Origin of the sequence: Anaeromassilibacillus sp. SJQ-1, from assembly GCF_046693725.1 — a bacterium.
Classification (GTDB): Bacteria; Bacillota; Clostridia; order Oscillospirales; family Acutalibacteraceae; genus Anaeromassilibacillus.
This window is the reverse complement of sequence record NZ_JBKEIV010000034.1, coordinates 95,062-114,983: the sequence shown is the minus strand read 5'-3', so window position 1 is coordinate 114,983 and position 19,922 is coordinate 95,062. Positions and strand designations below refer to the sequence as shown.

Annotated in this window: 21 protein-coding genes, 7 pseudogenes and 1 other annotated feature; of the genes and pseudogenes, 17 read left to right on the top strand and 11 right to left on the bottom strand. The window is 49.0% G+C overall.

The genetic code is table 11. The annotated features are described in order from the left end of the window. Positions 1 to 594: a hypothetical protein gene (locus tag ACGCCZ_RS08075; protein ID WP_411655753.1), complete on the top strand. Its 594-nt coding sequence runs from the start codon at positions 1 to 3 to the stop codon at positions 592 to 594. 201 nt (positions 595 to 795) lie between these two features. Here the strand turns inward: ACGCCZ_RS08075 and uraA are convergent. From uraA to ACGCCZ_RS08045, 6 genes and pseudogenes are all read right to left on the bottom strand, one after another. Next, positions 796 to 2,104 (bottom strand): annotated as a pseudogene (gene uraA, locus ACGCCZ_RS08070) (uracil permease). A 356-nt stretch (positions 2,105 to 2,460) separates the two neighbouring features. Further along, positions 2,461 to 3,117 (bottom strand): flavin reductase, encoded by a 657-nt coding sequence (locus ACGCCZ_RS08065; RefSeq protein ID WP_411655752.1) that lies wholly within the window; start codon positions 3,115 to 3,117, stop codon positions 2,461 to 2,463. A gap of 148 nt (positions 3,118 to 3,265) precedes the next feature. Next, complete coding sequence (locus ACGCCZ_RS08060; RefSeq protein WP_054323003.1) at positions 3,266 to 4,540, bottom strand: replication-associated recombination protein A; 1,275 nt, start codon at positions 4,538 to 4,540, stop codon at positions 3,266 to 3,268. 189 nt (positions 4,541 to 4,729) lie between these two features. Beyond that, positions 4,730 to 5,982 (bottom strand): annotated as a pseudogene (gene glyA, locus ACGCCZ_RS08055) (serine hydroxymethyltransferase). A 178-nt stretch (positions 5,983 to 6,160) separates the two neighbouring features. Beyond that, positions 6,161 to 6,310 (bottom strand): TraX family protein, encoded by a 150-nt coding sequence (locus ACGCCZ_RS08050; protein WP_411655751.1) that lies wholly within the window; start codon positions 6,308 to 6,310, stop codon positions 6,161 to 6,163. Positions 6,311 to 6,357: 47 nt separating this feature from the next. Continuing rightward, positions 6,358 to 6,795 (bottom strand): annotated as a pseudogene (locus ACGCCZ_RS08045) (TraX family protein); the annotation flags it as partial. A 206-nt stretch (positions 6,796 to 7,001) separates the two neighbouring features. Here ACGCCZ_RS08045 and nth point away from each other — a divergent pair. The 16 genes and pseudogenes from nth (at position 7,002) to trxA (ending at position 16,959) form a co-directional block, all read left to right on the top strand. After that, positions 7,002 to 7,665, top strand: a pseudogene (nth, locus tag ACGCCZ_RS08040) (endonuclease III). Further along, positions 7,662 to 8,186 (top strand): cysteine hydrolase family protein, encoded by a 525-nt coding sequence (locus tag ACGCCZ_RS08035; protein WP_054323007.1) that lies wholly within the window; start codon positions 7,662 to 7,664, stop codon positions 8,184 to 8,186. The pseudogene nth and the gene ACGCCZ_RS08035 overlap by 4 nt, the downstream one beginning before the upstream one ends. 89 nt (positions 8,187 to 8,275) lie before the next feature. Then, positions 8,276 to 8,548, top strand: a binding site (T-box leader). A 56-nt stretch (positions 8,549 to 8,604) separates the two neighbouring features. Then, positions 8,605 to 10,070: pseudogene (trpE, locus tag ACGCCZ_RS08030) on the top strand (anthranilate synthase component I). Continuing rightward, positions 10,048 to 10,482, top strand: a complete 435-nt coding sequence (locus ACGCCZ_RS08025; RefSeq protein WP_411655750.1) for an anthranilate synthase component II — start codon at positions 10,048 to 10,050, stop codon at positions 10,480 to 10,482. Before trpE ends, ACGCCZ_RS08025 begins: the two are co-directional and overlap by 23 nt. After that, positions 10,455 to 10,586, top strand: a pseudogene (locus tag ACGCCZ_RS08020) (glutamine amidotransferase-related protein); the annotation flags it as partial. The gene ACGCCZ_RS08025 and the pseudogene ACGCCZ_RS08020, both read left to right, overlap by 28 nt. Positions 10,587 to 10,667: 81 nt before the next feature. Then, the gene (gene trpD, locus ACGCCZ_RS08015; protein ID WP_411655841.1) at positions 10,668 to 11,726 is read left to right on the top strand and encodes an anthranilate phosphoribosyltransferase; all 1,059 of its coding nucleotides are present in this window, start codon (positions 10,668 to 10,670) and stop codon (positions 11,724 to 11,726) included. 12 nt (positions 11,727 to 11,738) lie between these two features. Then, on the top strand, positions 11,739 to 12,518 hold the full coding sequence (gene trpC, locus ACGCCZ_RS08010; RefSeq protein WP_054323010.1) for an indole-3-glycerol phosphate synthase TrpC: 780 nt from the start codon (positions 11,739 to 11,741) through the stop codon (positions 12,516 to 12,518). Next, on the top strand, positions 12,515 to 13,168 hold the full coding sequence (locus ACGCCZ_RS08005; protein ID WP_054323011.1) for a phosphoribosylanthranilate isomerase: 654 nt from the start codon (positions 12,515 to 12,517) through the stop codon (positions 13,166 to 13,168). Before trpC ends, ACGCCZ_RS08005 begins: the two co-directional genes overlap by 4 nt. Then, the gene (gene trpB, locus ACGCCZ_RS08000; protein WP_411655749.1) at positions 13,165 to 14,358 is read left to right on the top strand and encodes a tryptophan synthase subunit beta; all 1,194 of its coding nucleotides are present in this window, start codon (positions 13,165 to 13,167) and stop codon (positions 14,356 to 14,358) included. Before ACGCCZ_RS08005 ends, trpB begins: the two co-directional genes overlap by 4 nt. Further along, entirely contained in the window at positions 14,345 to 15,007 is a 663-nt protein-coding gene (gene trpA, locus ACGCCZ_RS07995; RefSeq protein ID WP_411655748.1) for a tryptophan synthase subunit alpha, read from the top strand. Before trpB ends, trpA begins: the two co-directional genes overlap by 14 nt. Next, positions 15,004 to 15,132, top strand: a complete 129-nt coding sequence (locus tag ACGCCZ_RS07990; protein ID WP_411655747.1) for a hypothetical protein — start codon at positions 15,004 to 15,006, stop codon at positions 15,130 to 15,132. Before trpA ends, ACGCCZ_RS07990 begins: the two co-directional genes overlap by 4 nt. A gap of 73 nt (positions 15,133 to 15,205) precedes the next feature. Continuing rightward, positions 15,206 to 15,466: an SAM-dependent methyltransferase gene (locus tag ACGCCZ_RS07985; RefSeq protein WP_411655746.1), complete on the top strand. Its 261-nt coding sequence runs from the start codon at positions 15,206 to 15,208 to the stop codon at positions 15,464 to 15,466. Next, complete coding sequence (locus ACGCCZ_RS07980) at positions 15,376 to 15,690, top strand: SAM-dependent methyltransferase (protein WP_411655745.1); 315 nt, start codon at positions 15,376 to 15,378, stop codon at positions 15,688 to 15,690. Before ACGCCZ_RS07985 ends, ACGCCZ_RS07980 begins: the two co-directional genes overlap by 91 nt. An 11-nt stretch (positions 15,691 to 15,701) precedes the next feature. Further along, positions 15,702 to 15,890: a hypothetical protein gene (locus ACGCCZ_RS07975; RefSeq protein WP_411655744.1), complete on the top strand. Its 189-nt coding sequence runs from the start codon at positions 15,702 to 15,704 to the stop codon at positions 15,888 to 15,890. Positions 15,891 to 15,916: 26 nt separating this feature from the next. Further along, complete coding sequence (locus ACGCCZ_RS07970) at positions 15,917 to 16,381, top strand: metallopeptidase family protein (RefSeq protein WP_054323013.1); 465 nt, start codon at positions 15,917 to 15,919, stop codon at positions 16,379 to 16,381. A gap of 263 nt (positions 16,382 to 16,644) precedes the next feature. Next, positions 16,645 to 16,959: a thioredoxin gene (gene trxA / locus ACGCCZ_RS07965; RefSeq protein ID WP_054323014.1), complete on the top strand. Its 315-nt coding sequence runs from the start codon at positions 16,645 to 16,647 to the stop codon at positions 16,957 to 16,959. 23 nt (positions 16,960 to 16,982) lie between these two features. Here trxA and ACGCCZ_RS07960 read toward each other — a convergent pair whose 3' ends face one another. The 5 genes and pseudogenes from ACGCCZ_RS07960 to recR all read right to left on the bottom strand — a co-directional run bounded on the left by ACGCCZ_RS07960 (position 16,983) and on the right by recR (position 19,919). Next, entirely contained in the window at positions 16,983 to 17,639 is a 657-nt protein-coding gene (locus ACGCCZ_RS07960) for a Crp/Fnr family transcriptional regulator (protein ID WP_411655743.1), read from the bottom strand. Positions 17,640 to 17,747: 108 nt separating this feature from the next. Next, a complete protein-coding gene (locus tag ACGCCZ_RS07955; protein WP_082402041.1) occupies positions 17,748 to 18,626 on the bottom strand; it encodes an RsiV family protein in 879 nt (292 codons plus the stop codon). Then, complete coding sequence (locus ACGCCZ_RS07950) at positions 18,623 to 18,910, bottom strand: RNA polymerase sigma factor (RefSeq protein ID WP_411655742.1); 288 nt, start codon at positions 18,908 to 18,910, stop codon at positions 18,623 to 18,625. The genes ACGCCZ_RS07955 and ACGCCZ_RS07950 overlap by 4 nt, the downstream gene beginning before the upstream one ends. 32 nt (positions 18,911 to 18,942) lie before the next feature. Beyond that, positions 18,943 to 19,116 (bottom strand): annotated as a pseudogene (locus ACGCCZ_RS07945) (sigma factor); the annotation flags it as partial. A gap of 200 nt (positions 19,117 to 19,316) precedes the next feature. After that, positions 19,317 to 19,919 (bottom strand): recombination mediator RecR, encoded by a 603-nt coding sequence (gene recR / locus ACGCCZ_RS07940; protein ID WP_054323017.1) that lies wholly within the window; start codon positions 19,917 to 19,919, stop codon positions 19,317 to 19,319. Positions 19,920 to 19,922 lie beyond the last annotated feature (3 nt).

The window sequence follows — 19,922 nt, the reverse complement described above, 5'->3', positions numbered from 1 at the left end:
ATGGATTTTACTTTTACTGTTCCTTCCCGTTGGAATAAAGAGCACTATACCGTCAAAGTTACGAAAGACGATGTGATGAGTACCCAAGACGTAGAATATAGCCATGTAGATTTCTTGTTCAAGGGAAATACAGACACTCCACTGCTTTCCATTTGGGCAGCTCCTAAAACGTGGTGGGATGACCAAAATACGGTGGGCGCGGAGCTTCCCTCCCTGATTCAAGAGAGCGGGGATACCGTCTATTTGGCGGATATTCCAGCGGAGAACCCCGTTTCCGACGAAGAGGATGCTGTTCTTTACAGCGAAATGGCCATTCAATTGGACGAAGTCAAAGCAGGGTTCACTGTCGTCAATACATCTTCCTCCAGTTCTGAAACCGCCTATATCGATGGAACGCTCACAGACGGAACGATGAATACCATCACAATCGAAACCAGCGACGGCAAGGAACTTCTCTTCAACAAAGAAGGTGCAGAAGTCAACGAACCGGACGGATTGGTGATCGGCGACCGGCTGCGTATCTATTATGATGGGACAATCAATGGTTCTGACACGACCGAGGTCACAGTAACAAAGATTGAAAAGATTTCCTAAGCGAGAAAAAACATAGAAACGTACGAGAGAACGTATTGTGCAAGAAAGGCCGACAGAATCTCTGCAAAAAACCATCCATGTATGAAAATAAGAGGCGCCCTGTATATAGCCATTGGCTGGACACAGAGCGTCTCTTCTGTTTTTATTCCTAGATTTGAAATACAAAGGCTCTACTTCCATTGGCCTTTACAATATGATTGGTTACTTTTTCGGAACAACCGGGGCATCTGCCGCTTCTGCCGTCGTCTTTGGCTCTTCTTCCTGATCGTTGGTCCAGTGAAGTTTGTCAAAGATATAGAATAGGAGGCCCATCACCATACCAACGACACAAGCGAGTACCATTCCTTTGAGCTGTACGCCGCCGATGTTCCATGCAATACCGGATAACCCAACCACAAACACCACTGCGGTCAACGCCTGGTTGCGCGCCTTGCCGTAGTCCACCTTAGCATCCACCAAAATCCGCAGGCCAGAAGCGCCAATCATTCCATACAACAGAAACGAGATTCCACCGATGACTGGCCCCGGAATGCTGCTGATGAGTGCGGATAGCTTGCCAATAAATGCGCAAACGATCGAGAATACCGCCGCGCCGCCAATAACCCAAACGCTGTATACCTTGGTCATCGCCATAACGCCGATATTTTCCCCATAGGTTGTCGTGGGAACCGAACCAATCAAGCCAGAGAGGGCTGTAGAGAAATTATCCGCAAACAAAGAGCGGTGCAACCCCGGATCTTTCAACAGATCGCGGCCAACCACCTTGCTGGTGACAATCTGATGGCCGATGTGCTCAGATGCGATTACCAGTAGGACGGGCAACATGGTAAGAACGGCTTCCATGTTAAACTTTGCCATCTGGAAATGGGGCAAGGAGAACAGCGACGCATCCACGACAGGTTGAAACTCTACAATCCCTACGATACAGGCAGTGATATATCCTGCAATGATTGCGACCAAGATGGGGATAACCGCCAGGAATTTACGGAACAATACCGAACCGAATACCGCTACACAGAGTGTCACCAAAAAGACCAGGACATTTTTCATATCAATGCTCTCGTCCAACAGGCCCGCATTGCTGGCTGCATTGGAAGCCAACTCCAACCCGATCAACGCCACAACCGGCCCCATCGCTGCCGGAGGAAGAATGCAGTCGAATCCAATTGGTTCCAAACTTATACACAATCAACGCTAAAATACAGCCGCATATACCCACTGCAACAAAGCCGCCTTGGGCATATTCAAAGCCATACTTTTGGATCACAACCCCTCCTGCCGCTAGGAAGGCAAAACTGGAGCCAAGGTATGCCGGCGCGCGGCCTTTCGTAATGAGAATGAACAGCAGGGTTCCCACACCATTCATAAACAGTACAATGGCCGGGTCGATGCCAAAGACGGATGGGACCAACACCGAGGCGCCAAACATGGCGAACATGTGCTGGATGCTCAGGGGGATGGCTTGCCGAAGAGGCGGCCGCTCGTTAACCTGGATGATCTTGCTTGACATGGTACTCTCCTCATTTCCTTTCAACCCACTCGTTGGGGGATTTCCCAACGAACTGGGCCTTCATATTTTATGAAACGGCGACAGGAGAATTTTTGACAAAATCCCCCCAAAATGTGGGGTGCTTTTTGAATTCCAATGTTTATCGGTCTCTTCACAAACGATGGATTCTCTTCCCCTATTTTGCGGTACACTTCTCTTCCAAAACCCCTGCACCACCGGATTCACCGAAAAAAAAGGCCCGCCCGAAGAGAAAAATCACTTCGGAGTGAGCCTTTTAGAAGCCGCGACCGGCCGATTCACCGTTCTACTGATTCTACAGAGAGACAAATTGTTCACAGCTTCTAAGGGATTCTATTTTATTGGCGCTTAAATGCGCTCTTCGGTGCGCCGCAGATCGGGCACACCCAATCGTCCGGAAGCTCCTCAAAAGAAAAATCCGGATCATCGTATACATATCCACAGATGGTACAGATAAACTCTTCCCCATCGTTGCGGTCATCCACAGCCTCTGTTGCACGGTAAGTAGGAGCATTTTTTGGCGCTGTTCCTTTGATTACTTTATGATAATAATCATAAGTCATTGGCTTCCCCTTAGAGGTGTCGCTTCCCGCCATCACTTCTGCAATAAAAACGGTATGGGTCGCTGTCTCTACACGGTTGACCACCTTACACAAGAACCAGCAACAAATATTCTCCTTGACCACAGGCAACCCTTCCACCAGTATCTTATGGCGGATATTTTTAAGCTTGTCTGTATCCCGGCCGGAATTAAATCCCAATGCGCCGATTACCGCTCCCGAGGTATCCTCCGAAAGCACTGAAACCGTAAAAATGCCTTCCTTTTCAATGCATTCGTGGCTGTAATTGTTGCGATTCATACTAATTGCAATTTGGTTGGGTGTATTCGTCACCTGAAACACCGTATTCACAATACAGGCGGATACTCGCTTATCATTTTTTACACCAATGGCATACATTCCGTACGAGAGATTGAAAAGTGTCTCGTCCTTCATGAAAACAAACACCTCCGGTGAGCATTCATTGCCCCTATTCCTATCTATGTTACCACGAAGAGCGGACAGATACAAGGTAAATTTGCTGTTTTCCAACAAATTATTTTATAAAACCACGTCGGGCTCCGCTTTTTTGGACAGCAAACTGCTACATATTCCCAGATTTCTTAATGCGCTCCCAATACGCACGATAAGCCTGCTCCGTCTTATTCTCCCCATAATGATAATAATGAACCCCTTGCAAATTGTCGGGGAGATATTGCTGGGCAACCCAACTGTTCGGATAATCGTGCGGATACTTGTAGAATTGCCCTTTATTGGGATTATCCGCTCCATCGTAATGATTGTTTTGCAGTTGACGGGGAATCGGCCCCGCCCTTCCCGCACGTACATCTTCAGCCGCAGCGAGTATCGCATCGTGCCCGCTATTGGATTTTGGTGCGTTGCACACCAAAAGAACTGCATCCGCCAAAGGAAACCGCGCTTCTGGCAATCCAACCATCAGGGCCGTATCCACCGCAGCCTTTACAATGGGGATGATCTGCGGATAAGCCAACCCTACATCTTCACTCGCGCATACCAACAATCTCCTACACGCTGACGGGAGATCTCCTGCTTCCAACAGTCGCGCCAAATAGTGAATCGCCGCATCCGGGTCGGAGCCGCGCATTGACTTTTGGTATGCGGAAAGAATGTCGTAGTGTTCATCCCCTTCGCGGTCGTATTTCATTGCACTGCGTTGCGTCAACTCCCTAGCGCTCTCCAGAGAGACAAAACGGCTGTCGCCATTCCTCTCTTGTGCAGACAATGCACAGAGTTCTACTGCATTCATTGCTTTGCGTACATCTCCACCGCAGGCGGCAGCAATATGCTTTACAACTCCATCCTCCAGCTGTAATGTACTGTGCAGGTCGTCTTCCATCAGGCCGAATGCCCGTTCAACCGCGCGGCAGACTTCCTCCGGCTGTACAGGCTTAAACTCAAATACCGTGGAACGGCTTAGGATTGCATTGTACACATAAAAGTATGGATTTTCTGTCGTGGATGCGATCAATGTAATCTGCCCATTCTCGATAAACTCCAAAAGTGTCTGCTGTTGTTTCTTATTAAAGTACTGGATCTCATCTAAGTAGAGCAATACGCCGTTCACCGCGTCCAGCCGGTCCAAGCTGGCAACCACTTCGCGAATATCGGCGGTGGAAGCTGTGGTTCCATTCAATTTACAAAGCTTCCGATGGGTCTGCCTTGCAATGATGGAAGCCAATGTCGTTTTTCCTATACCGGAGGGGCCATAAAAAATCATGTTGGGAATTTCACCGGACGCAATGATTCTCCGCAGAGGCTTTCCCTCTCCAAGCAGGTGACGCTGGCCTACAATTTCATCCAGGGATTGCGGGCGAATACGATCCGCCAATGGGCGCATCCTACCTTCCTCCTTTACCGGAAGAGGGTGTCCCAAAAGTCATGAAATGCCTTCAGGATACCCTCGTTTTTTTAGAAACGCAGATATTTTTTCAAACAGAAAGAGGATGCCCCTTTCCTATGAATCGAAAGATTCGTAGTTTTGGGACACCCTCTTTTTGATTCACTATTCGATGGAATGGAAACAAGCTTACGCATAAAGCGGATACCGCGCACAAATCTCACTGACCATGCTGCGGATCTTTCTTTGCTGTTGTCGAAGTCATTGATTGCCAATGCGATACATTCTGCGATGGTGTCCATATCCGCTACCGTCAAACCACGGGTCGTGATAGCTGCTGTTCCCAGACGCAGGCCACTTGTGGTAAAGGGGCTGCGCTGCTCATTCGGAACCGTATTCTTGTTTGCAGTGATATACACCTCATCCAAACGATGTTCCAACTCCTTGCCTGTCAGTTCCTGGCCGCTGAGGTCCACCAACATGAGGTGATTATCGGTACCACCGGAAACGAGCTTCACACCGCGCTTGAGAAGTCCATCCGCCAAGGCAGAAGCATTCGCTACAATGTCATGCGAATACTGTTTGAACTCCGGCTTCAAAGCTTCCCCAAAGCAAACCGCCTTGCCTGCAATGATGTGCATCAAAGGACCTCCCTGGGTGCCGGGGAAAATTGCCTTGTCGATCGCCTTCGCATACGCTTCTTTGCAAAGGATCATACCGCCGCGCGGACCGCGCAGGGTCTTATGGGTAGTTGTTGTCACTACATCTGCATACGGGACCGGGTTGGGATGATCGCCGCCCGCCACCAGGCCGGCAATATGCGCCATATCGACCATGAAGAGCGCGCCACAGGCATCGCAGATCTCACGGAATTTTGCGAAGTCAATCACTCTCGGGTAGGCGCTGGCGCCCGCGACAATCAGCTTTGGCTTTACCTGCATAGCCTGCTCATAAAGCTGGTTGTAGTCGATTCGGCCTGTCTCCGGACTGACGCCGTATGCGACAAAATTGAAATAACTTCCCGACATATTGACCGGGGAACCATGCGTCAGATGGCCGCCTTCCGCTAAGTTCATGCCCATAACCGTATCACCGGGCTTGAGCAACGCAAAATAAACCGCCAAGTTCGCCTGTGCACCCGCATGCGGCTGCACATTCGCATGTTCTGCACCGAACAACTTGCATGCACGGTCACGCGCAATATTTTCAACGACGTCCACATATTCGCAACCGCCGTAGTACCGCTTTCCCGGATACCCCTCTGCATACTTATTGGTCAGTACACTGCCCATCGCGGCGAGCACCGCCGGGGAAACCATATTTTCGGAAGCGATCATTTCCAAATTTCGCTGCTGACGCTTAAATTCATCCTGCATGGCCGCGCCGACTTCGGGATCTGCCTGGGACACGAATCCAATCGTATCCATCATATCTTTGTACATTTTCGCTCGTTCCTCTCCTTGGTTGGTATTGGCCGCCAGCCGTCCCGGTCCCGGGCACGACTCTCGCCTGTATCTTGTTATCCATTATATCCTTTCTGCCGATAAAACGCAACACCTTCCGACCAGGGTTTCCATTTTATGCAGGAATTGGACATAACATGCAATTTCTTTTTCTGCATCACCCTATAAACCACTGGCGCAACAGATACAAAAGCAGAAGATGGGCCGGATAAAACAGGTAGAATACATACCTGTTGACCGGCCTTCCCCTCTGGCCATTGTACAGCAAAATGGGGACCGCCGCGGCTGGCGCCGCCAATTGCAGCATCGTATGGTTGAGCGAGAAAACCCTGTATTCATCACAGTAAAGAGGGCCGTCCCCCTGGAAGGATAAATCCGGCAAACAAAAAAGGCCACCACTGTCATCACGCCAAAAGCTCCGTAATCGGCCTGTATTCCCTCCGCAAGCAAGGCAAGTACGGCTATCCCTGCAAAACTCCAAACCGGTTTACTCTGCATGAAACGCTTCAAGATTTCGCAAGCGGCCAATCCCAAAAATAGGGTGAAAAATACATTCTGCGCTTGCGGATAAACGAACACATTTCGGCAAGCCAGATCAAACGGTACCTCAGACAACAGTGCAAAAAGCAGCAGGCGCCCCAGATAACGGTTGCTGTTTTTTGTATGTGCGGCTCCTTCTGCCAGAAGAAAACCGTACAGAGGAAACGCCAGCCGGCCCACCAGCCGAAGGCTCTGTATCTGTGGAAACAAGGCCATTCCAGTGTGATCCACCATCATGGACAACAGTGCCAAGAACTTCAGCCAAAGGCCGGACAAAGCAAATTCCTCCTTTATCAGAGATTTTCTTCATCATAGGGAAATTTACGCTGTTTGTCAACTTGTGCTTTCGCCCGTTTTCGTATACAATAAAGCCATAATCGAATGTTGTCGAACCAAAAATTTGGGGAGACGGAAGCGATTTTGGAAGGAATGAGACTGGATAAAGGAGATGTTACGGAATGACCAAAAAGCAACAAGCCGTTTGGGCGGTAGAAGCTTTAAAGAAAGAATATCCCGATGCGATTTGTTCATTAACATATACGGAACCACTTCAATTATTGATCGCTACACGCCTATCCGCACAATGCACCGATGCCCGTGTCAATCTGGTGACGCCTGCGCTCTTCGAGCGTTTTCCGAGCTTTGGACGCCTTTTGCGACGGCCCTGTGGAGGACATTGAAGAGATCATTCGCTCCTGCGGGCTGTACAAGACCAAAGCGCGTGATATTTACGCGATGTGCAATAAACTCCGCAGTGACTATCATGGCGTTGTCCCGGATACCGTGGAAGAGCTCACCAAACTCCCCGGCGTAGGACGCAAAACAGCCAATCTTGTCGTGGGCGATATTTATCACAAACCCGCTGTTGTGACAGATACCCATTGTATCCGCATCTGTGGACGCTTGGGGTTGAGCGAAGGGAAAGATCCACTAAAGGTCGAAAAGCAACTCCGCGAAGTCCTGCCAATGGAAGAAGCCAATGACTTTTGCCATCGGCTGGTTTTACATGGACGCGCTGTCTGCGATGCACGTAAACCCAAGTGCGACATCTGTTGTATGCGTACGTTTTGCAAATTTGCGAAAGAAACCGTTGTGGAAGCAGCAAAGGAGGGTAAGAAATGAAAAAACTGTTGATTGTGGTAGATTATCAAAATGACTTTGTAACCGGTTCCCTTGGATTCCCTGAAGCGGCGGCATTGGAACCAAAGTTACATGACAAAGTGCAAGCCTATCTTGACGCAAAGGATGATGTTGTCTACACCATGGATACCCATGGGGAAAACTATCTTGAAACACAGGAAGGCAAAAAGCTCCCTATTCCCCACTGCATATGTGGTTCAGAGGGCTGGCAGCTCCATGGCCGCTTGCGCTACCAACTGGCTTATTGCCCCTATTTCGAGAAAAACACCTTTGGAAGCCTCGATCTGTTGCACTATTTGGAAGAAAAGCGCTATGATGTTATTGAGTTTGTCGGAGTCGTCAGCAATATCTGTGTAATTTCGAATGCTGTATTGGCAAAGGCTGCGCAACCGGAAGCGCAAATCATTGTTGATGCACAGTGCGTCGCCAGCAACGATTCCGTTATGCAGGAAAAAGCGTTCGACATGCTAGAGAATCTGCATATTGATGTCCTAAATCGCTGAAAAAGCCAATCAAAAGAAACAAAAAATTCGAAAAAACCCTTGACAGATTTCTCTTGTCCGGCGTATAATGGCACCAAAATAAAACAGTTTAAAATCCGACGAGCAAAAGTAAGTACCCTGTAAAACGGTGGCACAGAGAACCGGCGGATGGTGAAAAGCCGGGGCATACGATACAGGCGAATGGGTTTGTGAGGAGCGTGGAGAAAGGAATTTCTGAGTAACCATCGCCGTGGTTCCCGCGTTAAGGGAAAGGGTATTGAGGCAAAAGCTGCGTACCTGCATTGATTTTGCCGTGTACCTGTGACAAGCGGAACCAGTTGGTTTCGGAATTTGGGTGGCACCACGAGTCTATCGTCCCATGCGGATGATAGGCTCTTTTTATTTGCAAATTTATAATCTTGTTAAAGGAGATGCGCATATGTTGTACCCCACCTTGACGGAAGTACAGGAGCTTTTAAAGGAATATGACGTTGTTCCCGTGTTTTATGAGGTCCTGTCCGATTCTATGACCCCTATCCACATTTTCAATGCCCTCAAGGAGAAAAGCGACACCTGTTTTATTTTAGAAAGTGTCGACAATACACAGTGGGGCCGCTACTCCTTTATCGGCATTCGTCCAAAGATGGAGATCCGTATCAAAAACGGATTGGCAACCGTTGTGAAAGACGGAACCGAATCTTCCTCTGCAATCGACAATCCAATTTCCTTCCTGACCGAACTTATGGATCATTACAAATCCCCCAGTTTTCCCAACCGCCCCAAATTGACCGGCGGCCTGGTCGGATATTTTGGCTATGATACCATCCGCTATATGGAAAAAACACTGATTCATCCGCCGAAAGACGATCTGAATCTGCCGGATTGCCACCTCTTCCTTTACGATCAGCTGGTAGCATTCGACCATCTTTCGAATAAGACGGTGATTATCCAAAACATCTCACGCCTGGGAGACGCCGAAACCGCATATACCGCATGTGCGGCCGAAGCGGAACAGCTGGGATCTTACCTGACCGAATTTTCCCCACTCCCTCACGCTTCAAAAAAGCACCCGTCCCCTGTGGTCGAAACAAACATCACCAAAGAGCAACATCTGGAAAATATTCGCAAAGCACAGGAATATATCCGCAACGGCGACATTTTTCAAGTGGTTCTTTCCCGCCGGTTGGAAGTTCCCAACCCGCCGGATGCATTTGACGTCTACCGTTGTTTGCGTTCTGCCAACCCTTCTCCCTATCTCTACTATTTTAAGCTCAAAGATTATGAAATTGTTGGCGCTTCCCCGGAAATGCTCGTGAATGTGACGAAAGGGATTGTCTCCACCAAACCAATCGCAGGCACTTCCAAGCGCGGCTTGACCGAAGCACAGGATAAAGAATTGGAGCGCGACCTGCTCAAGATCCAAAGGAAAAGGCGGAGCACACCATGTTGGTAGACTTGGGCCGCAATGACGTCGGAAAGGTTTCCAAGTTTGGTACGGTCGAAGTCACTAGCTTTATGAAGGTAGAACGTTATTCTCAAGTCATGCACATTGTCAGTGATGTAAAAGGGATGCTTCGAGAGGACAAAACCGCGTTGGACGCATTGCTCTCTGTTCTGCCTGCCGGCACACTCTCTGGCGCGCCAAAGGTCCGCGCCATGGAGATCATCGACGAATTGGAGCCCACCAAGCGCGGTCTTTACGGTGGCACCGTGGGCTATCTAGGCTTTGACGGTAACATCGACACCTGTATTGCCATTCGTACAGTCCTGTTCAAAAACAATCGTGCTTATGTGCAGGCGGGCGGTGGTATTGTTGCGGACTCAATACCGGAAAAAGAATTCGAAGAGAGTGAAAACAAAGCCCGCGCAGTAATCAACGCCATTGAGCAAGCATGTAACCTTTGAGAAAGGCAGGGAAACAGCCATGATTTTAATGATCGACAACTACGATTCGTTTACGTATAATCTCTATCAATATATTGGCAAATTTTATTCGGACATTATGGTAAAACGAAACGATGAAATCACGTTGGAAGAAATCGAGTCGCTTGCTCCGCAGGCAATTGTCATCTCCCCCGGTCCCGGTTACCCGGCAAGCGCCGGTATTTCCATCGCCGTTATCCAAAAATTCAGCGGGACCATTCCAATTCTTGGCGTCTGCTTGGGGCATCAGGCCATCGGTGAAGCTTTCGGCGGAAAAACCGTACATGCAAAAACCTTGATGCACGGCAAAGCCAGCGAGATCTCGGTTCAAAATAAGAATCCTCTTTCTCCGGCCTGCCGGAAAAAGTGGTCGTCGGACGCTATCATTCCTTAATCTCTGACCGTGACTCCCTTCCTGCGTGCTTAGAAATCATCGCTGCGGATGAGGAAGGCGAAATCATGGCATTTGCTCATAAGGAGCATCCCACCTATGGCGTACAGTTTCATCCGGAATCCATCTTGACCGAGTGCGGCCCCAAAATTCTGGAAAACTTTTGCGACCGAATCGCACACCTTCCCATCACAGGCCACACCGAATCTGCCGTCCCACCTGCACAACGGAACCTTTTAAAGCCCTATATCTTTAAAATCATTGAAGGGGACGATCTGACCGAGGAAGAAGCCGTTGAAGCAATGGATTGTATCATGTCCGGCGGCGCTACGAACGCTCAAATTGGCTCGTTTGTGACCGCGTTGCGTATGAAGGGTGAAACCATTCCAGAGATTACCGGATTTGCCCGCGTCATGCGCCAGAAGGCGCAGCCCATGCCGGGATGTTCTGATTCCATCGATATTGTTGGCACAGGCGGCGACATGGTGGGCACCTTTAATATCTCCACTACCAGCGCTTTTGTCGTAGCTGGCGCGGGGGCACGCGTCGCAAAACACGGCAACCGCAGTGTCTCCAGTAAGAGCGGTGCAGCGGATGTCCTAGAAGCGCTAGGGGTAAAGATCGCCATGACTCCCGACCAGGCGGCACAGTGTTTGAATGGTTGCGGCCTTTCTTTCCTCTTCGCCCAATCATTCCATGGGTCCATGCGTTTTGCTGCTGCCCCCCGCAAAGAGATCGGCGTGCGCTCTGTGTTTAATATTCTCGGTCCGCTCGCCAATCCCGCACAAGCAGATTATATTCTGCTTGGAGTATACGATGAAGACCTGATGGAACCTATGGCGCGTGTCTTGATGAATCTGGGCATTCGAGGGGCAATGCTCGTACATGGAAACGACGGCCTGGATGAAATCACCATTTCCAGCACCACGCGCGTGTGTGAAATTCGCGATGGAAAGCTGATCAAATATGATCTGGACCCGCGCGATTATGGTATAGAGCTCTCAGACCTCTCTCAAGTCATCGGGGGCACCGCCCAGGAGAATGCCCAGATTACGCTTGGCGTACTCGAAGGGAAGCCCGGCCCCTGTCGGGACATTGTCCTTTTGAACGCCGGCTGTGCGCTTTATACCATCCGTAGGGCGGATTCCATCGAAGAGGGAATCGCACTTGCAAAAGATTCCATCGATTCTGGAAAAGCAATGGAAAAACTCCATGCATTTCAGGCCTTTACCCATTCCATTTCGTAAGGAGAGACCCCGATGATTTTGGATGATATTGTTTGTAAACGAAGGGAACAGCTTGCGCAGGAAATGGCTCGTACGCCGCTTGAAGCCGTTCAAAAGGAAGCGCAAAAACGGCAGGAACCAACACGGGATTTTGCTTCGGCTCTAAAAGGCGGCCAGTTAGCTGTGATCGCTGAAGTAAAAAAAGCATCCCCCTCAAAGGGGCTGATCTGCGCAGACTTTCATCCGGTGGAGATTGCAAAGGCCTATGAACAAAATGGAGCAAATGCATTGTCCGTACTGACGGAAGAGCATTATTTCCAGGGAAAGAGCGACTACCTGCGTGCGATTCGTGCGGCGGTCTCCCTTCCGATCCTGCGCAAGGATTTCTTTATCGATCCCTACCAAATCTATGAAGCCCGCGCCATGGGCGCGGATGCCATCTTGCTGATTGCCGCCCTGTTGGACACAAAAACCATGCAGGAATTTGCCGCAATCGCACACAGTCTGGGGCTTGCATGCCTCACAGAGGTTCATAACGAAGAGGAACTCTCTTCCGCCTTGGACGCTGGCTGCGATCTCCTTGGAATCAATAATCGCAATCTCAAGACCTTCGAAGTCAACTTGTCTGTCACGGAACGTTTGGCTTCTCAGGTTCCCGATGGGTGTGTTTTGGTATCGGAGAGCGGAATACGCAACAACGGCGATATGAAAATTGTGCGCAAGCACGGTGCAGATGCTGTTCTGATTGGAGAAACATTGATGCGCAGTGGTGATATTGGACGTTCTCTTCGAGAATTGAGGGATGGCGTATGAAACTAAAGCTCTGTGGTATTCGCAGGCTGGAGGACATCGGCTATATCAATGAATTTCCGCCGGACTATATTGGTTTTGTCTTTGCAGAAAGTAAGCGGCAGGTTTCTGTAGAACAGGCCGCGACGCTTGCCCAGTCCCTCCATCCGGGGATTCAGACGGTGGGTGTATTTGTCAACGCTCCTTTAGAACACTTGCTCCAAACTGCAGAACGTGTTAGACTGGATATATTGCAGCTCCACGGGGACGAGGATGCATCCTATATTCACGCGTTGCGCCAACGGACAAAATGTCCTATTTGGAAAGCCGTCCGTGTCACCAATGCAGAGAGCATTCGCCGTGCGGAGAAACTCCCGGCGGATCTACTCCTGTTGGACAGCTTTTCCCCCGCTGTCTACGGAGGAAGTGGACAGATAGCCGATTGGAATGCCATACGAGGGGCCCACCCGCAAAAGCCCTTTTTTCTCGCGGGTGGATTGACGATCGATAACCTCTCCGAGGCAATACAGGCGGTTCAGCCGGCCGGCGTCGATCTTTCCGGCGGTATTGAAACAGATGGCTGCAAAGACAGGGAAAAAATCCGTGCCGTGGTCGCGCAATTTCGGGCGCTTCAGCACAGACAGGGGATCAATCAGGAAGGAAGGACAACATGAACAAGATCGGAAGATATGGCGAATATGGCGGTCAGTATGTACCCGAAACGGTGATGAATGCCGTCCATGAACTGGAAGCCGCTTATACAAAATATAAGGATGACCCGGATTTTCAGAGGGAGCTCTCCTGGTATTACCAGAATTACGCCGGCCGCCCCTCCATGCTTTACTACGCGGAGAAAATGACCAAGGACCTTTGCGGGGCAAAGATTTATATCAAACGAGAAGACCTCAATCATACCGGTTCCCATAAAATCAACAATGTGTTGGGGCAGATCTTGCTAGCAAAACGTATGGGGAAAAAACGCATCATCGCAGAAACCGGCGCTGGCCAACACGGCGTTGCAACAGCGACCGCTGCCGCGTTGTTTGGCATGGAATGCGAAGTCTACATGGGAGCAACCGACGTGGAACGCCAGTCGCTCAATGTTTATCGGATGGAATTGCTTGGTGCAAAGGTAACGCCGGTCAACAGTGGAACTGCGACCCTGAAAGATGCAATTAACGAGGCCATGCGGGACTGGACGACTAATATCGACACCACGTATTATTTGATCGGTTCTGCGATGGGCCCCCATCCCTATCCACAAATGGTGCGCGATTTTCAAAAAATCATCGGTGTGGAGGCCAAGCGCCAGCTAATGGAACGTGAGGGCAAGCTGCCGGACGCTGTTTGCGCCTGTGTGGGCGGCGGCTCCAATGCGATGGGGATGTTTTACGACTTTATTCCGGACACATCGGTACGGCTACTCGGCGCCGAGGCAGCTGGCGAAGGGGTTGACACCGACCGTACTGCAGCAACCATCACCAGAGGCCGTACGGGAATCTTTCACGGCATGAAATCGATCTTCTTACAAAATGAGGAAGGCCAGATTGCACCGGTCTATTCCCTCTCCGCTGGTCTGGATTATCCGGGTATTGGACCGGAACATGCCCAACTGGCTAAAACCGGGCGCGGTGAATACTTTGCCATCACCGATGAGGAGGCCGTCCGCGCCTTTGAATATCTCTCCCGAATGGAGGGAATTATCCCGGCGATTGAGTCCGCACATGCCGTTGCATTGGCATGCAAGGTTGCTCCGACTATGCGCAACGATCAAAGCATCATTATCTGCCTATCCGGACGAGGCGACAAGGATGTCTACCAAGTGGCAAGATACAGGGGGGTACAGCTCAATGAACAGGATTGACGCAACATTTCAGGGACTCAAAAAGCAGGGCCGCAAAGCGCTGATTCCATTTGTAACGGCCGGCGATGCGGGATTGGATACTACTGAACAGCTGGTCCTGCAATTGGAATCCGCCGGAGCTAATATCATTGAATTGGGGGTTCCGTTTTCCGATCCAATCGCTGAGGGACCCGTTATTCAAGAGGCCAGTGTCCGTTCCCTAAAAAATGGAACCAAGCTGGTGGACATCTTTCATTTGGTCAAACGTCTTCGGAAAAAGACACAGATTCCCCTTTTGTTGATGCTCTATATCAACAGCATCTTCGGATTTGGTACAGAGCGCTTTTTTCAGCTGTGTGCTGAATGCGGGGTCGACGGTGTCATTGTTCCCGACATGCCTTTCGAAGAAAGAGATGAAATTCAGGCCTTCGCAGACCGTGCAGGCGTTTACTCTATCCGTATGGTAGCGCCCACATCGCACGAACGCATTGCCGCAATTGCTAGTTCTGCACAAGGTTTCCTATACTGTGTCTCTTCCACTGGCGTCACTGGCACGCGCAAAACGTTTACCACCGATTTTGATGCCTTTTTCGGTACGATTAGTCAATATGCACGGGTTCCCTATGCGGTGGGATTTGGAATTTCCGGGCCGGAGCAGGCAAAAAGATGAGCGCTTATTGCGACGGTGTGATCGTCGGCAGCGCTATTGTAAAAATGGTGGCACAATATGGGAAGGACTGTGTTGAGCCCGTCGGAAGTTTCGCCGCTTCTCTTCGTGCAGCGTTGGATCAATAATCCTTTACAATTTCTCGCCCGCCATGGTATCATAAACTCCGAATTCTTAGACAACATTGGAGGAATGAAAACCATGGCGGGAGTTTTATATAGCATTGGCGTTGGTCCAGGTGATCCAGAACTTCTTACACGCAAAGCAGAGCGCCTCATTTGCAGTTGCCCGATCCTTGCAGCCCCCGGCGGACGGGATAGTACATCCTATCGCATCGCCGAACAAGCTATTCCAGAAATAGCTGGTAAACCGTGCCTTTCCTTGCACCTTCCCATGACACGCGATCCGGAGATCTTACAGGAAAGCCATCGGGTAGCTGCTGGACAGTTGCAGAAGAGTTGAAAAAAAATCAGGATATTGCGCTTCTCACACTAGGCGATCCATCGATCTATTCCACCTGTATGTACATACAGAACCAAATTCGTGCAATGGGGTTTTCGTATCAGATGGTAGCCGGGGTACCATCCTTTTGTGCGGCCGCGGCATCCCTCGGGGAAAGTCTGACCGAAGCAGATCAACCCTGCGGATTCTCCCCGCCTCTTATCCCTGTACCGAACCGGAGCTAGATGCCCCGGGTGTGAAAGTGCTGATGAAAAGTGGAAAGCAATTTGGGCAAGTGAAACAGCTTTTGCTCAAAAAGGGGGTTGCAGAGCGCACCCGTGTTGTACAAAACTGTGGGTTGCCAGGGGAAACAATCTTTCCCACCTTGATCGAATCCGAAGATACGGCAGGATACTTCACTTTGCTGATCGTCAAAGAATCATAATATCCAGGAAAGGAGAAAGACGCAACATGGTTTCCATTGAAAAAGCGGAACAAATACTGGCGGAATTGATGGACGAACTCCCGGATGCCTTTTTTCAAGAACTCAATGGCGGTGTCTGCTTGCTTCCCGAAGCCAAACAAGACCCCGATTTCCCAGGGGAAGACCTCTACATTTTGGGCGAGTACTGTGAAGATCCTTACTTGGGTAGAAGCATCGTGATCTATTATGGTTCCATTGAACCTGTATGCGGAGATTTATCCCCGTTGGAGTTGCGCCGTGAATTGCGCGATACACTTCGACATGAATTCCGTCATCATGTGGAGGCATTGGCTGGCGAAAACGGGCTTGATCTGGAGGATGAAGCTTGGCTTGCAGATTATTTGGAAGAAATGCAGGCACACAAAACCCCAGAGGAGTCTAGGCAGAGGGCCTATAAAAAAGGGCGTTCGGAGGGAAAACATTTCCACTGGTGGTCATGGCCTCACAAATAGGGATCTGCTGAAGGAATGCTACTATTTCGTTGGAATCCATTTCGCCCTTCCCAAGTGATCGCTATTGTCCTGCCCGTTTGGTAGGCGTTTTGGTTCCCTGTTCGATATATTTCCCGCGACAACATACAGAATCTACAAAAGTCCGCTGTGTACTTTAGAACTGGTACACAGCGGACTTTGCCTTTGGTGATTTGATCACAGAACTTTGAGCGCATTTTTCATATACTAAGAACAAATCAAACAACACGAAAGGAGACGTACTTATGTCTGTTCTTCACCTGACAAAAGAAACTTTTGCACAGGAGGTGCTAAACACCTCGCTTCCGGTCTTAATCGATTTCTGGGCTCCTTGGTGTGGTCCATGCCGGATGGTATCCCCCATGATCGATCAAATTGCGCAGGAGTTAAAGGACTCTGCTAAGGTCTGTAAGATCAATATCGACGAAGAACCCGAGTTGGCTTCAGCTTTTGGCGTAATGAGCATCCCTACGCTTCTGGTGATTCAAGAAGGCAAAGTGGTCGATCAATCCGTTGGCTTAAAAGCCAAGGAGCAAATCAAACAGATGCTTCCTGTTTAAACCTTATTCATTCGCCAGAATATTCAACCTTTTCCGATCCAGTAGACGGATCCCCCACGATACCCCTTTACCAAACCTTCGCTTTGGAAATATTTCAACATGCGTGAAATGACCTCTCGAGCACTTCCCATATGGCGTGCGATCTGTTCGTGCGTAAGTGTGATCGTGTCCCCACCTTCCAGTGCAGCTTGTTCCAGCAAAAAAATAGCGAGCCGGCGATCAAACTTCATGAAAACAATCTGTTCAACCACCCACATCACATCCGAAAATCGCGCAGAAATCGTTTCCTGTAAAAAGGTTTGCACTGCCAGATTCGTTTTCCCCAGGGCGTCATATGCAGAAGCTTGTATGAGATACAGTTCCGTTTCACATTCTGTATCCACATAAATCTCAAAGGAGATATTTTTTAAAATACACGACGCTGAGAGAAAACAAACGTCTCCGTCGATCAAGCGGTATAAAGTGATTTCCTTTCCCTCATCGGACATCAGGTACGCCCGCAGTTGCCCTCGTTTCACTGCGAGTACACCCGTACATTCCTTTAGTCCACTGTGGATGCGGTGCCCTTTTTCATACACATAGCGCTTTGTATGTGATATGATTTTTTGTTGCTCCACAAGCGTTAGTCCTTTCCAAAATGGAAAAACTTCTGTATAGAAGTTTTGGTCCAGCGGTTCCATATCCAACCCTCCTTGCTCTGCACCTTTTATTCAGTATATCATAATTGTCAGAGAAAAAGGAAAAAGTATGGAAAAACCTCCGATGGGAAATTTCCATCGGAGGTTTATTTATAGAATAATCTCAAACTCCTGTGCTCCAAACGCACCAGGGGCAATCTCATAAGGAGCGAATACAACAACCGGATTGCCTTTTTCATTTAAATAGAATTTGGTGTTTTCATCCACTGTTGTAAATCCCTCTATCCCATCGCTGCCATCCCAATAGACAAGATTTTCATCGTCTTCCATCCGTTTCTGCATCTGTTCACGAATGCTTTCATTGGCTATTGAAATGTAATCCTCTCCAAGAATGTCTTCAAGCGTCAACGTTTTTTCGTTCTTCAAATCGATATTGTAGAAATATTGCACATTATACGCATTGCACCAGTTCTCATTTGCAATAAGTTCTAGAGATAAACGTGTGTCCGATTGATATTTCACATTGTATTGTACATCTACTTGTATTCCCTTCTCTGTAAATTCTTCTTCGGTGCCCCCGGTCGCCAAAAATGCTTCTTTGTATTCTGCAATATTTTGTTCCGCTTGTTTCTCATAGTCTGCTACGATCTTCTGAATCTGCGCATTGACATCGGTTACCGCGCTGTTATTCTCTTGTCCTTCGATCTGTGGGACTTCTACCTGAACTGTTTTATCGTCATCCTGATAAACATAGCTTCTCCACGTTACAACCTGAACGAGTTCTCCCACCACTGGTACCTTGGCAACTGCTGCGGCAAAGGGTTCGCTGATATTCAGCGCTGCGATAAATCCAATCACCAGGCATGCCGCCGTAGCAGCGATTCGTTTCCCATATCGTTTCATCTGAATCACCTTTCCCTTTTTATTGGTCTGTTGGATTGCCTTTTGAACCACCTCTGAAAGTCCATTTGGAATTTCCGTCGCATCATATATTTTCTTTGAGTCACGGATACGATCTTCTTTGTTCATGCCAATCCCTCCTCAAAAGTAGCTTTAATATTTTTTAGTCCAGCATAGAGACGGTATTTGACCGTACTGAGCTTTGCCCCTGTAACTTCAGCAATCTCTGCCAAAGAGAAATCCTCATAAAAACGGAGAATCACCACTGTTTTCATCTCCTCAGGCAGTTTTTGCACCTGCTCATAGATCTCCATTGCCTGATGGTTTTCCTCGACCGGCTGGTCCTGTATGCGCTGTAGATCTTCCGGTTCATAAGCACACTCTCTTTTTCCCTTTGAAGTGCGGTCAAACACTCATTGACCAGCACCCTATAAAACCAAGTCTTTATGTATTTGATGTTTCGAATGGAGTTGTAATGTTCCAAAGCTTTAACAATCGCATTTTGTACAACATCGAGCGCGGCATCCGGGTTATGGACGTAGGAAAATGCAAGCCGGTAAAATTTTTCCTGATTCGTCAATAAATACCCGATGATCTCTTCACGCAATGGATCTTTCATAAAAGACCCTCCTTCGTCTTGTTTCCGTTCTAATCTTTAGACCAATGGAACTCGGCAAAAGTCAGCCCGGCACAAAATTTTCCCCACAGAGCCCCGAGCCAATACTTTAAAAGAAAAACACTCTTTTGGTAAATGTATAACAAAGAAAATCCCCGGTACGGATGGATTTCTCCATTCACACCGGGGATTGCTTATTTGGTTTAAATCTCACTGCGCCCTTCGATTGCACGAGAAAGGGTCACTTCATCTGCATACTCTAAATCGCCGCCAACCGGAATTCCATAAGCCAAACGCGTCACTCGTACACCGAGCGGCTTGAGAAGACGGGAGATATACATCGCCGTCGCTTCTCCTTCCACTGTAGGATTGGTAGCCATAATGACCTCCTTCACCCCACCTCCATGGACGCGAGCCAACAGTTCCTTAATACAGAGCTGATCCGGCCCTACCCCACTGAGCGGGGAAATTACCCCGTGTAGGACATGGTAAGTGGCATTGAATTCATTCGTGCGCTCCAAAGCAATTACGTCGCGGGGGTCTTCCACCACACAAATGATGGATCGATCCCTCGCTTCGTTTCGGCAAACGGGGCACAACTCTTGGTCGGTCAAGTTACAACAGATTTTGCAGTAGTGAATTTTCTCATGTGCATCCAATATGGCATTAGCAAAAGCTTCCGCCCCATCCTTGGATAAGCCTAACACATAATAGGCCAACCGCTGGGCACTTTTGTGTCCAATGCCGGGCAATTTCTCAAACTGCTCGATCAGACGCGACAGCGGTGCAACGTTATAAGAGGGCATATT